The following is a 13106-nucleotide window of genomic DNA, read 5'->3' as shown; positions in this document are numbered from 1 at the left end:
CCTCGTGGGTAAGGAGAATGCACGGTCCGGGCACGAAAAAACCCTCGCCAACCCGAACGGGTCGCACGAGGGTCGCGCGTCGACGCAAGCTCGAATGCCTAGGCGTCGACGCGCCTGGGAAGTACGAGAACGAGGTTGCGCTGCATGGGGCTGACGTTAACCGTCAAGGAGGCGGAGCGTCAACTGTGCGGGACGGCACTCCCGGATCGTGGAAGCCCCACGTGCGTGGACGTGGGCCGAGGTCACCCGCTCGGACGAGGAGTGACAGCATCTCGAATCGTGCCGAAAGTCGTGTTCCGCATCCCCACGCCCGCCCTGCTCGCCGCCGGCTCAGCGGCGATCTGCGCGACGCCCGTCGCCTGGGGCGTACCGGGTCTCCAGGCCCTCTACCTGCTGCCGGCCGCGTTCGCCTGGTGGGTGGTGCGCAACCGGACGACCGTGGACGGCGAGCGGATCGTGGCGCGGGGCACGTTCGGCGAGCGGGTCGTGCCGTGGTCGGACGTGAAGGCGATCAAGGTGGTCCCGAAGGGGTGGTTGTCGGCGGTGCTGACCGACGGCTCACTCGTCCGGCTGCCCGCCGTCCGCGCCGCCCACCTGCCGATGTTGTCGCAGGTCAGCGGCGGTCGGGTGGCCGATCCGACGGCCGTGCCCGAGGCCGGCGGGCCCTCGGCCGAGCCCGCGGGGCCTGACCAGGACGAAACGCCGCCGCCCGTAAAGTCGCCGGAGTGAGTTCGAACACGCGAACCCTCGGCTGGGTGCCCGTCGTCAGCCTGGTGCTGTCCGTGGCGGGCCTGGCCGTCTCGGCCTACCTCACGGTCGCGCACTTCACCACGGGCGCGCTGCTGTGCGCCGAGGGCGAGGTGATCGACTGCGGCACGGTGACCACCAGCGAGCAGTCCGAGCTGGTCGGCATCCCGGTCGCGGTGCTGGGGCTCGCGTTCTTCGCGTTCCTGACCGTCGCGTGCCTGCCGTTCGCCTGGCGCAACGAGGCGCTGCACTGGGCGCGGCTGGCGTCCGTCGGCGTCGGCGTGCTGTTCGTGGTGTACCTGGTGGCCGCCGAGTTCCTGCTGATCGGGAAGATCTGCCTGTGGTGCACGGCTGTGCACGTCATCACGCTCGCGCTCGCCGCCGTGCTGGTCGTCGGCGCGTTGCGGCGGAGTAGTCTCTGAGGCACCGCTCCCGCTTTCCGCGCCCCACACCCCGCGCGCGACGTACGCGAATTCGTCTGGCAAAGACTTCTGGAGGAGCCGTGCCACCGCTCCGTTCCCGCACCACCACCCACGGCCGCAACGGCGCGGGCGCACGCGCGCTGTGGCGCGCGACCGGCATGACCGACAGCGATTTCGGCAAGCCGATCGTGGCCATCGCCAACTCCTACACGCAGTTCGTGCCGGGGCACGTGCACCTGCGCGACCTCGGGGACATCGTGGCCGAAGCGATCCGCGAGGCAGGCGGGGTGCCGCGCGAGTTCCACACGATCGCGGTCGACGACGGCATCGCGATGGGGCACAGCGGGATGCTCTACTCCCTGCCGTCGCGGGAGATCATCGCCGACTCGGTCGAGTACATGGTCAACGCGCACCAGGCCGACGCGATCGTGTGCATCTCCAACTGCGACAAGATCACGCCGGGCATGCTCAACGCGGCGATGCGGCTCGACATCCCGGTCGTGTTCGTCTCCGGTGGACCCATGGAGGCCGGCAAGGCGGTCGTGGTGGACGGTGTCGCCGTCGCGCCGACCGACCTGATCACCGCGATCTCCGCGTCCGCCTCGCCGGACGTGGACGAGGCCGGGTTGGCCGAGGTCGAGCGGTCGGCGTGCCCCACCTGCGGCTCGTGCTCGGGCATGTTCACCGCGAACTCGATGAACTGCCTCACCGAGGCGCTCGGCCTGGCGCTGCCGGGCAACGGCTCCACGCTGGCCACGCACTCCGCGCGCCGCGAGCTGTTCGCCGAGGCCGGCCGCACGGTCGTGGAGCTGTGCAAGCGGTACTACGAGCAGGACGACGAGTCGGTGCTGCCGCGCTCGATCGCGAACCGCGAGGCGTTCGAGAACGCCATGGCGCTGGACATGGCGATGGGCGGCTCCACGAACACCGTGCTGCACATCCTCGCCGCCGCGCGCGAGGGCGAGGTCGACTTCACGCTGGCCGACATCGACGCGCTGAGCCGTCGCGTGCCGTGCCTGTCGAAGGTGTCGCCGAACTCGGACTACCACATGGAGGACGTGCACCGGGCGGGCGGCATCCCGGCCCTGCTCGGCGAGCTGTGGCGGGCCGGCCTGCTCAACGAGGACGTGCACACCGTGCACAGCCCGGACATGGCGTCGTGGCTGGGCGAGTGGGACGTGCGCGCTCCGTCGCCGTCGCCGCGGGCCGTCGAGCTGTTCCACGCGGCGCCGGGCGGTGTGCGCACGACGGAGGCGTTCTCCACGTCCAACCGCTGGTCGAAGCTGGACACGGACGCGGCGGGCGGCTGCATCCGCGACGTCGAGCACGCGTACACCAAGGACGGCGGCCTGGCCGTGCTGCGGGGCAACCTGGCCGAGCGCGGCGCGATCATCAAGGCGGCGGGCGTCGACGAGGAGCTGTGGCACTTCGAGGGGCCGGCGCGGGTGGTCGAGTCCCAGGAGGAGGCCGTCTCGGCGATCCTGAAGAAGGAGATCCAGCCCGGTGACGTGCTCGTGGTCCGCTACGAGGGTCCCGCGGGCGGGCCGGGCATGCAGGAGATGCTGCACCCGACCGCGTTCCTCAAGGGCGCGGGCCTGGGCAAGAAGTGCGCGCTGATCACCGACGGCCGGTTCTCCGGCGGCACGACGGGCCTGTGCGTCGGCCACGTCTCGCCGGAGGCGGCGGGCGGCGGCGTGATCGGCCTGGTCCAGGACGGCGACCGGATCCTGATCGACGTCCACGAGCGGCGGCTGGAGCTGCTGGTGGACGAGACCGCGCTGGCCGAGCGGCGGGCCAAGATGGAGGCGTCGGAGCGGCCGTGGCAGCCGGTCGACCGGGTCCGCCCGGTGACGGCGGCGCTGCGCGCTTACGCCCGGATGGCGACGGACGCCTCTACGGGCGCGGTGCGGGATGTGGACTCTGTTCGATAGCCGCTGCTCCGCAGACGGCGGGCGAGGTCGCCTGGAAGTCGACCGTTCGCTCCTGATGTCCCGACGACCGAAGAACGTGATCGCCGGGAAACGAGTCGCGAACGGTCGACGCGACCTCGCGTGGTGGTCGGCCGGTTGACGATCATCTGAAGACGTAGAGGGTTGCCGCGGTCGCGCCGGCGGCGATCACCAGGCAGATGAAACCGGACAGCAGCGGGTGGCGGAACCAGCTCCGGTTGTAGTCCAGGGCGGCGCGGCCGGGACCGGCGAACAGCGTCGCGAAGGCCATCGCCGCGTACACCGCCTCCAGCTCGACGCCGTTGGGCGCGAAGAAGCCGCCGCGGTACTTCAGGGCGATGACGTTCGCCATCACGCCGAGCACACCGGCCGCCGCGAGCGGGGTGAACAGGCCGAGGACGAGCAGCGCGCCACCGCCGAGCTCGGTGATGCCGGTGACCCAGGCCAGGATCCGGGCCTCGCGGAACCCGGTGGACTGCAGGTACTGGGCGAACCCGTCGATGCCCGGCCCGCCGAACAGGCCGAACACCTTCTGCAGGCCGTGCATGACGAACGCGCCGCCCAACGCGAGCCGCAGCACCAGCAGGCCGATGTCGGCGCCGGCGGTCCAGCCGAACGGCTTGCGCTCGTCGTCCTCGAAGGTGTCGTAGTGGGAAGCGGGCTTGTCGTCCAAGTCCGCGATGGGCGTGTAGCCGGAGGCGTCGAAGCCCTTGGTGTCCTTGCCGAACGCGTCGCTGTCGATCGTCCGCGTGCCGTCGTCGAAGTGGTGAACTCCTCCGCCAACGCCACTCGTCGAGTAGAACCCGTCGTCGGAGTAGCCGCCAGATGTCCTCGAGCGGTCGTCGTGAGTAGCCACGCACCCGCACGTTAGGAGGTTCGGACGACGTCCGCGAGCGTCCTTTCAGTCGGCTCGATTCCCCCGAATGGGCTAATAATCGCCCTTGACCAGGTTCCGGGGCTGCTCACCGCGGGCGAACCGGCCGACCTCGGCGGCCACCACGGCGTACGCGCGCTCGGCGTGGCCCGTGCAGCTGCCGGCCACGTGGGGCGTGAGGAACAGGCCCGGCGCCGTCCACAGTGGATGGTCCGACGGCAGCGGCTCCGGATCGGTCACGTCCAGCGCCGCGCGCAGCCGCCCCGACGACAGCTCGGCCACCAGCGCGCCGGTGTCGACCACCGCGCCGCGCGCCGCGTTGACCAGGATCGCGCCGTCCTTCATCCGGGAGAGGAACTTCGCGTCCACCATCCCGGTGGTCTCCTCGGTGAGCGGCACCACGACCACCACCGCGTCGAACCCGCCGAGCAGGTCGGGCAGCTCGTCCACGCCGCGCACGCCGGGCCGGGCGGTGCGGCCGACCAGGGTCGCGGTCGCGTCGAACGGCTCCAGCCTGCGCCGGAACTGCTCGCCGAGGTCGCCCGCGCCGACGACGAGCACCTCCTTGCCCTGCAACGTCTCCGTGAGGTGGTAGTCCCAGCGGCGTTCCTGCCTGGCCCGCTCGAACACCGGGAAGTCCCGGTAGATCGCGAGCAGCGCGCCGATCGCCCACTCCGCCGTGCTGCCGCCGTGCGCGCCGCGACACGTCGACAGCATCACACCATCGGGTACGACGCCGATGAACCGCTCGGCGCCCGCCGACAGCAGTTGCACCAGCTTCAGCGAGGGCAGTCGGCCGAACACGTCACGCGGGTCCGCGCCCAGCAGGAACTTCGGCACCAGGACTTCGGCGTGGGCGGCCTCGGCGGGCAGCGGTTGGCCCGGCTCGTAGCGGACGGGCCGCACGCCCTCCACGTCGGACAGCACGCGGACACCCAGGTCGTCGGGGACCAGCACGGTTAGGCTCACGGGAGCGCACGTTACGGCACACTTGCGGGCATGCGGGAGCACGACGTCTTCTCCGCGGACGGCACGCGGATCAGGTTGTGGCGCACCGACGCGGACGGGCCGGACGTGCTGCTCAGCCACGGTCTCGGCGCCGTGCCGACGGCGTGGCCGGAGCTGCCGTCGGCCCGCGTGCACGGCTGGTACCACCGCGGCACCCTCGACTCGGACCGGCCGGCCGACCCGTCCCGCGTCGAGCTGGCCGACCACGTCGCCGACGCGCTGGCCGTGCTGGACGACGGCGGCGTCGAGCGGTGCGTGGTGATGGGCTGGTCGATGGGCGTGACGGTGGCCGCCGAGCTGGCGCTGCGGCACCCGGACCGGGTGGCGGGCCTGCTGCTGGTCACGGGCGCGCCGGGTGACACGTTCGCGAACGTGTTCGGCTTCCCCGGCGTGCCGGAGCCGGTCCGGCGGCTGCTCGGCGTGGGCGGGCTGACGGCGTTGAAGGCCGCCGCGCCGCTGCTGGACGCCGTGCTGCACCGCGTGCCGGTGCCGGACGTCGGCGGGCCGCTGCTCGGGTCGCTGCGCCGCTACCTCCAGCACGACTGGGGCTGGTACCTCACCCTGGCGCTGGCGCTGGGCCGCACGCCCCGGCTCGACCTGACCGGCGTGACGTGCCCCACAACGGTGCTGGCGGGCCGGTACGACTTCCTGGCCTCGGCCGACGGCGTGCTCGGCCCCGTCGCCGCCCTGCCGCAGGCCAGGGTGCGGGTGCTGCCGAACACGCACTTCCTGCCGCTGGAGGACCCCCAGGTGGTGGTGGAGGAGTTGGAGCTCCTGCTCGACCGGGCCGACGCCGTGCGCCGGGCCGTGCACGACGACGTGGAAGGGCCGCTCACCTCGCGTTCACGGCCACGCGCTTAACCTGGGACCCGTGTCACGACTGCGTGGAGTGCTGATCGGTTCGGCCCTCGGCCTGCTGGCCGCGGGCTGCGCGAGCTTCCCCGAGCAGCCGGGACCGGCGGGGTGGAGCGCGGCCCAGCAGCTGACGCCGCAGGCCGGGCCGGTGCCCGAGCTGCCCGGCGAGCTGCCGAAGGGCCCCGTCCAGGGCCAGCAGCCCGGCCAGCAGCCGACGCCCGTGCCACCGCCGCAGGGCTGCAAGGACTTCAACCCCGCCGTCGTCGGCACGTGCCTGAACCCGATCTCCGGCGTGGCGCTGACCGACGTCAACCAGACCACCGGCGCGGTGACGGCGCTGGCCGCCGAGCGCACCACCGGACGACTGCTCAAGGTGACCAAGGACGTCGACCCGGTCGAGGTGGCGAAGCTCGAGGTGGACGCGGCGGGCGACGGCGGGCTCACCGGGCTCACGCTGTCTCCGACCTACGCCGAGGACCAGCTGGTCTTCGTGTACGTGACCACCGCGACCGACAACCGGGTGCTGCGGATCGCGCCGGACGACGTGCCCAAGCCCGTGCTGACCGGCATCCCGAAGGGCCCGACCGGCAACCGGGGCGTGCTCGCCTACGACCGCACCGGCGCGTTGCTGGTGGCCACCGGCGACGCGGGCAACCCCGGTGCGGCGGCCGACCCGAACTCGCTGGCCGGGAAGGTGCTGCGGATCGACGCCACGGGCCAGCCCGCGCGCGGCAACCCGACGGCGGGCTCCCGGGTGCTGGCGAGCGGCCTGAAGTCGCCCGGCGGGCTGTGCGTGTCCGGCGACGGCACGAAGACGTGGGTGACGGACGCGGGCGCGACCGCCGACCTGCTGTACCGGGTCGAGCCGGGCAAGGCGCTGGGCGACCCGGCGTGGTCGTGGCCCGAGCGCCCGGGCGTCTCCGGCTGCGCGTCGTTCTCGAACGCGGTGATGGTGGCCGCGAGCGCCACCCCGGGCGTGCTCAACCTGCCGATGAACCCGGACGGCAGCTTCACCGGCAAGCCCGAGGCCGGTCTGCACGGCGAGGACGGCTTCGGCCGCCTCGGTCCGCTGCTGATGCTGGACGACACGACCGCCCTGTCCGGCACCGTGAACAAGAACCCGGGCGGCGCGCCGGTCTCCAGCGACGACCGCGTGGTGATCATCGTGCGCCAGGGCGGCCCCGTCGGCGGCAAGGACTGACGTCAGGGCTCGCGGTGCGGTGGGGCGTCACAACGCGCTCAGGGTGCCGTGGTGCGGTAGATGGCGTCCGCCACCTGCCAGTACAGGCCCTTCGGGTGGTCGCGGAACAGCGGTTCGGTGCCGAACAGCACCGCCCGCGCGCCCCGCGGCGACGTGCCCGCGACGACCGCCGCCCGCCCGGCCGCGTCCCGGCTGCCTCCCGAGCCGTCCGGGCGGGTCGCCCAGTGCCCGGCGACGAGGCCCTGGTACCGCTGCCGCGCGCTCACGCCAGGCCCGAGGTCGGTGAACCAGTACGGCGCGTAGACGAACGAGTGGTCGACCGCGCCCGCCTCGTCCAGCACCGAGACGACGCCGTTCGCGTCCTCCCGGCCCGCCACCGCGCGCACCGGCAGCACGCCGGCGTCGGCGTTGAACCGCACGCCCGTCGCGCCGCGCGTCACCACGCCGCCGCGGGCCAGGAACCCGTCCACCGCCGCCTTGGCCGGCGCGCCGAGCTGGTCGTAGCGCAACCCCGACGACACGAGCAGCACGTCGACACCGGTCAGGTCGAACCCCCTGTCCAGCAAGGCCGTCGACACCGGCCGGATGTCGAATCCCATGTCCCGCAACGCCTTCAGCTCGTCGGCCGCCACCGCGCCCGCCACCACGGGGCGCCGCAGCGGCACACCGCCCGGCGCCGCCGCCGTGAACCGCGCGCCGTACCGGTCCGACACCTCCTCGGCCGCCGACCGCGCCGACGCGGGCGCCACGATCGTGCCGTCCTCCTGCCTGCGCAGCCCGACACCCCGCGCGAGCAGGTCGTTCACCGCCGCCACGTCCTTGCCGTCGGCCAGCACCAGCGCCAGGTCGCTGCCCTCGGGAGCGTCCAGCGAGCCCGTGGGCGACGCCGCGGACACCTCGCGCCCGCGCACGTCCAGCGGTCCGTCCCGCACGACGTCCACCGACGCGCCCCACAGCAGCCGGTGGCTCCAGCCGCTGATGTCGTACATGACCGGCACCTGGTCGGAGATGTCCCGGCCGGCCTCCAGCATCACGTTCGCCAGCGCCCGCTTCGGCTGGCGCAGGTCGACCACGTAGGACCCGGCCGGGTAGGAGCGGTCGCCCAGGGTGAACGGCCGGTCGGCCCGCTTCACCCGGACGTCGTGCGCCACCAGGTGGTCGACCAGCCGTGCGGCGGCCTGCCCCGACCGCTGCCCGTCACCCACCGGTATGACGTACGCGCGCGGGAACTCCGTGGTGTAGCGGTCTTCGGGGCCGAAACCGGGCACGAAACCGTCCGGCACGGCCCGCTGCGGCTCGCCAGCCAGGCTGCGGCGGAACATCTCGATCTGGTTGTCCACCATGGCGGACCGGTGTTCGTTCACGTAGGTGAGCGCGCTGCGGATCGTCGCCTCGACCACATCCGTGTTGATCGCCGAACGCCGCCGCAACTCCGTCACCGGCTGTGTCGTGTAGTCGGTCCGGTTCACGCGCATGGGGATCTCGATCGTGTAGGACACCGCGCCGTGGTACATCGAGTACTGCGCGGTGTAGATCGGCGCCCAGCCGTCCCACACGCCCGGCTCGTAGTCGCGGAACGGGATCTCCGGCGTGGCCGCCTCGGGATGGCCGAGCGCCTGGACCGCGTCCTCCATCCGCAGGCCACCCGCGTAGCCGTGCCTGATGTAGAGGTCGAAGTCGTAGTTCTGGCCGTGCGGCGGCGTGGTCGGCTCGATCAGCGTGCTGGCCACGTAGCCGTGCTCGTCGAGCACCAGCAGCGGCTGGATGCGCTTGACGACGTCCCGCACGGCCCGTGACTCCGGCTGCGACGAGGTGACGAAGTCGCGGTTGAGGTCGAACCCGGCCGCGTTGGCGCGGGTGCCGGCCACCCGGCCGTCCGGGTTCGCGGTCAGGTGCACGTAGACCCGGTGGCGGCGCAGGAAGTCGCGGGCGGCCGGGTCGAAGGCGAGGTCCTCGATGACGCGCAACGCGCCGTCGGTGCCCTCCCACTCGTCACCGTGGATGTTGGCGTTGATCCACACCGGGGCCTTGTAGCCGGTGCGGAGGAAGATGTCGCGGGCAGCGTCGGCCGGGTCGTTCTCGATCTCGTCGCGCCACGCGTCCTGCCTGCGGGTCTCGGCCGGCGTCTCCGGCGCGGTGAGCGTGACCAGGTAGAGGTCGCGGCCCATCGTCGAGCGGCCGACGACCTCGACGGACACCCGGTCGCTGCGCCGCTGCAGGTCGTTGAGGCGCGGCGCGAGCGCGTGGTACGGCGCGAGGCCCAGTTTGATCGCCCGGTCGGCCTGGTCCTCCGGGTACACGCGGAGCTGGGTTCGGCGCGGGTAGCCGGGGTTGGCGTCGGGCCAGTTGTCACCGCGCGCGGTGGCGTGCGACGGCGGGTCGACGGCGGCGACCTGGTTGCGCTCGGGCCCGTTGCCCGGCTCGTGCGCCGGGCCGACCGCGGGCGCGGTGGTCGCGGGGGTGGTCATCGTGGCCAGCAACAGCACCGTGAGCGTCAACCAGCGCACCGGGCCCCCTAGGGGTGATCGCCGAAGAACTCCTCCACCCTGACTAGCGGGTGCGGGTGATCCAGGTCAACCGGTCGAATGGCTGGTCAGCCGCACTACCCCGACCCGAGGCACACGAACGGGCGCCGCAGCGGGTCGACGGCGACCGCCTCGGCCAGCGCCACCGCCGGCGACGCGCCGCCCGCGAGGTTGCGGTGGAAGTCGGCCATCGCCGCCGCCGACGGCCGGTCGCCGACCCGGCTGGACGCGGCGATCACCGTCCGCGCGCCGCCGGCCAGCAACGCGCCCGCGAACCCGAGCGGCTCGTCGCCCGGCCGCACCCGGTTCAGCGCCAGCTCGCACGCGGCCAGCACGACCTGGTGCGGCGGGCGGCGCACCCGGCCGATCTCGTGCGCGAACATCGCGCCGTCCACCAGCTCCAGCCGGGAGAACAGCGCGTTCTCCGGCTCGTGCTCGCCGTGCGCGGCGATGTGCGCCAGCTCGACCCCGTCCAACGCCGCCAGCACGGCGCCGACCTTGGCCTCCGCGACGCCGAGCAGCTTCGCGTCGCCGTGGTAGCCCGCGAGCCGGTCGATCTCGCCCTGCGCGGCCTGCAAGCCGGGCCCGCGCACCAGCAGCACGCCCTCGACGTGGTCGCGCTCCTGCCGGACCGCCGACACCCAGGCGGTGGCCGACGGCACCGCCGTCGTCGGCCGGTTCACGCAGGTGGGCAGCACGCCCCACGGCACCACGTACAGCGCGCCGGTCGGCACCACCACCAGCGACCGGTCGCCGATCATCGGCGCCAGCGGGCCCAGCAGCAGCCGGTCCAGCTTCTCCGCCTCACGGCGGGCGGACGCCGAGATGACCTCCACCAACGGCGGCGGCAGGTGGTCGGGCGCGAGCGCGTTGAGGTCGGCGTGCAGGCGGCGCGCGCCCTCGGTGGCGTCGGCGGCCGACCCGAGGCGCACCATGCGCACCCGAGCGCCCGCGAACACCACGGCGATCAGCTCGTCACCGGACACCGCGAAGCTCACCATCGCCCGACCGTCCAGCCGGGACAGCACCTCGTCCGGCGTGACGACGGGGCGCGGCGTGCCCCACGGGCTGGCGCTCCAGCCCATCCGGGTGGCGGCGCGCTGGCTCGCCTTGAGCCGCGACTCCAGCTCCCCGGTCGGCAGGCCGTCGAGGCGGGCCCGCAGCAGGGCCCGGCTCAGCGTGCGCGCCTCGGCGATCCGCTCACCCAGCTCGGAATCCACAGTGGACACAGCCGGGTCGTACCGGTACAGCTGGGCCCTGGTGCGTTCCAGCCAGGTGAACAGGCGCTTGGCGTTGGCCGCCGAGTCGTTGCCGCCCAGCACCAGCCGCACGGCGAGTTCGCCCAGCTCACGGCCGTGCACGGCGGTGCCCGACACCAGTTCCAGCCCGCCGAGCCGGTCGCGCAGCCGGCCCAGCTCGGCCAGCCCCGCCTTGGCCTGGGCCAACGCCACCCGCTGGTTGCCGCGGGCCAGCGCCAGCTCCGCCCGGCACAGCCGCAGCAGCATCCGGTGGTCGATCGGCGTGATCCGGCGCGTCTTGGGCACGTCGCGCAGCAGGTCGGCGCCCCGGTCGGGGTCGCCGCGCCGGATCTCCAGCCGTGCGGCGAGCACCAGCGCGAACGCGGCCTGGTCGTGCAGCTTCAGCCCGGCCAGCTCGGCGGACAGCCCGATCGCGCGCCGCACCACCCCGGCGACCGGGCGCCGCGAGCCGAGCGTGCGGACCACGTCCACCCGCAGCGCGATCAGCCCCGCCACCGCCGCCCACGCCGGGCTGCCGCGCCTGACCAGCTTGCGCTGCGCCGAGGCCGCCATCCGCCGGGCCAGGACGAGGTCCCCGTCCTGCAGCGCCGCCGCCGCGCGGAACAGCTCGGCCTCGGCGACGTCCTGCCCGATGCGCTGGCGGCGCAGCTCCGGCAGCACCTCGTCCAGCAGCCGGCCCGCCTCGTCGGCCAGCCCGACGCTGATCATCGCCTCGGCCTGGTCGATGCGCAGGCGCAGCAGCAGGCCGGGTTCGAGGTCCTGGAACGCCCGGTTGGCCTCGTGGTAGTGGCGCAGGGCGGCCGGGATGTCGCCGGCGCGCTGCACCGCGTTGCCCAACGCGTGCTTGGCGATCGCGGCGCGCAGCGGCAGGCCGTGCGCGTCGGCGAGCTCGACCGCGCGGTCGAGGTCGCGGGCGGCCTTGTCGTAGCGGTGCACCTCGCCGTGCGCGTTGCCCCGGTTGGACAGGGCCAGCGCGAGCAGGTCGACGGCTTCGGGGTCGGCGTGCGCGGACAGGCGTCGTGCGCTGCGCTCGATCTCGCGGTCGAGCTGGGCGATGCCCTCGTCGATGCGGCCGACCCGGCACAGCAGGGCCGCGCGGTTGAGGTTGACCAGGGTGGACAGGTGGGCGCGCAGCTCCTCGTCCCGCAGCCCGGCGAGCTCGGCGTCGACGCCGGCGAGCTGGGTGAGGCCGTCGTCGACCTTGCCCGTCTCGGCGAGGCAGAACGCCAGCGTGTTGAGCAGCCGGGTGCGGACCTCGAGCCGTTCCTGCGGGTCGATCCCGGGCGCCTCCAACAGGGCCAGCCCCCTGCGCATCTGCCGGATGGCGGACGGGTGGCGGTCGGCGGTGGCCGCGTCCAACGCGCTGCGGTGCAGCTGCCGGGCCCGTCTGACGGCGTGATCCGGTCCGGAGGAGCCACGCGTTTCGCCAGGCACGGTCATATGAGATCACAAGCGGCAGAGGAATGCCGCCGACCTGTGGCCGGCGGCATTCAGCGTGACGTCACCGTGATTGTCGGTGACCCGTATTACTTCGTCTGGGTGACCGCCGCCGGCTCGTCGGTGGTCGGCTTGTACGGGCCGCCGTTCGTCTCCGGGTCGCCGGTCGGCTTGTAGGGGCCGCCCATCGGCTTCACGAGCCGCTCGACCTCGGGGTCGTCGGTGGTCGGCTTGTACGGACCCCCGGTCGGCTCCAGCCCGCCGATGCCAACCAGGTCGGTGGTGGTCTGCTCGGTGTCGGCGACCTCGCCCTCGATGGCGTCGATCTCGGCGACGAGCTTCGGGTCAGTGCGGGTCATGACGTTGCCTCCCCTACAACGGGACCCCCTGATCGGGGCATCCTCGGCGGCTGATTCAGGTCGTTTCGGTGGCCCCCCGGCCCTGCCGAACGGCCCAAGCCTGACACAGATGGACGCACCTGGGGAGGTGGAAATTTACCGAGAGCGACCAACGAGTCGATCTTGAGCTTCGCTGACCAGCACGGGAGCGGCCGTTCGGAAAGTGTTACCACTCGAATGGAGGAATGTGTTAACAGGCTGCAGGCACCCAGGGTCCGCAATAAGGCGAGTCCACCCGGTCCGCCCGACGTGGAATCACACCCGGATCATTCCCGGTCCGGACACGGGCCGTCCCGAAATGGTGACCATCGGTGTCCGAGTAGGACGAATCGCGAATGGACCGCTCGGCGGTGGACCCATCCCCTCGCGGACGCGAAAGTGGCGGTGGGGCGGCGCCGCGACCGCAGCACCGCCCCACCGCCGAACCGAAC

Annotated in this window: 10 protein-coding genes; 5 read left to right on the top strand and 5 right to left on the bottom strand. The window is 73.1% G+C overall.

The window, feature by feature from the left end:
* Positions 1-279: 279 nt before the first annotated feature.
* From AB0H12_RS05400 to ilvD, 3 genes are all read left to right on the top strand, one after another.
* Positions 280-729: a PH domain-containing protein gene (locus AB0H12_RS05400; protein ID WP_499621043.1), complete on the top strand. Its 450-nt coding sequence runs from the start codon at positions 280-282 to the stop codon at positions 727-729.
* Positions 726-1169 (top strand): vitamin K epoxide reductase family protein, encoded by a 444-nt coding sequence (locus AB0H12_RS05395; protein WP_499621042.1) that lies wholly within the window; start codon positions 726-728, stop codon positions 1167-1169. The genes AB0H12_RS05400 and AB0H12_RS05395 overlap by 4 nt, the downstream gene beginning before the upstream one ends.
* 80 nt (positions 1170-1249) lie before the next feature.
* Entirely contained in the window at positions 1250-3100 is a 1851-nt protein-coding gene (ilvD, locus tag AB0H12_RS05390) for a dihydroxy-acid dehydratase (protein WP_499621041.1), read from the top strand.
* Positions 3101-3242: 142 nt separating this feature from the next.
* Here the strand turns inward: ilvD and AB0H12_RS05385 are convergent, their stop codons facing one another.
* Both AB0H12_RS05385 and AB0H12_RS05380 read right to left on the bottom strand, forming a co-directional pair.
* Positions 3243-3974, bottom strand: coding sequence for a DoxX family protein (locus AB0H12_RS05385; protein WP_499621040.1), 732 nt, complete (start codon positions 3972-3974; stop codon positions 3243-3245).
* 72 nt (positions 3975-4046) lie between these two features.
* Positions 4047-4961: a 2-hydroxyacid dehydrogenase gene (locus tag AB0H12_RS05380; protein WP_499621039.1), complete on the bottom strand. Its 915-nt coding sequence runs from the start codon at positions 4959-4961 to the stop codon at positions 4047-4049.
* Between the two features lie 30 nt (positions 4962-4991).
* Here AB0H12_RS05380 and AB0H12_RS05375 point away from each other — a divergent pair, with 30 nt between their 5' ends.
* Both AB0H12_RS05375 and AB0H12_RS05370 read left to right on the top strand, forming a co-directional pair.
* Positions 4992-5861: an alpha/beta fold hydrolase gene (locus tag AB0H12_RS05375; protein WP_499621038.1), complete on the top strand. Its 870-nt coding sequence runs from the start codon at positions 4992-4994 to the stop codon at positions 5859-5861.
* A gap of 10 nt (positions 5862-5871) precedes the next feature.
* Positions 5872-7056 (top strand): PQQ-dependent sugar dehydrogenase, encoded by a 1185-nt coding sequence (locus AB0H12_RS05370; RefSeq protein ID WP_499621037.1) that lies wholly within the window; start codon positions 5872-5874, stop codon positions 7054-7056.
* A 38-nt stretch (positions 7057-7094) separates the two neighbouring features.
* Here the strand turns inward: AB0H12_RS05370 and AB0H12_RS05365 are convergent, their stop codons facing one another.
* From AB0H12_RS05365 to AB0H12_RS05355, 3 genes are all read right to left on the bottom strand, one after another.
* On the bottom strand, positions 7095-9563 hold the full coding sequence (locus tag AB0H12_RS05365; protein ID WP_499621036.1) for a M14 family zinc carboxypeptidase: 2469 nt from the start codon (positions 9561-9563) through the stop codon (positions 7095-7097).
* A 95-nt stretch (positions 9564-9658) separates the two neighbouring features.
* Complete coding sequence (locus AB0H12_RS05360) at positions 9659-12274, bottom strand: CHAT domain-containing protein (RefSeq protein WP_499621034.1); 2616 nt, start codon at positions 12272-12274, stop codon at positions 9659-9661.
* A gap of 92 nt (positions 12275-12366) precedes the next feature.
* Positions 12367-12636, bottom strand: a complete 270-nt coding sequence (locus tag AB0H12_RS05355; protein ID WP_499621032.1) for a hypothetical protein — start codon at positions 12634-12636, stop codon at positions 12367-12369.
* Positions 12637-13106: the final 470 nt, after the last annotated feature.

It is taken from the genome of Actinosynnema sp. NPDC023794, from assembly GCF_040639675.1.
Classification (GTDB): Bacteria; Actinomycetota; Actinomycetes; order Mycobacteriales; family Pseudonocardiaceae; genus Actinosynnema; species Actinosynnema luteola.
Note: the sequence above shows the minus strand (reverse complement) of the source record. Positions and strands in the feature narration are given on the sequence as shown.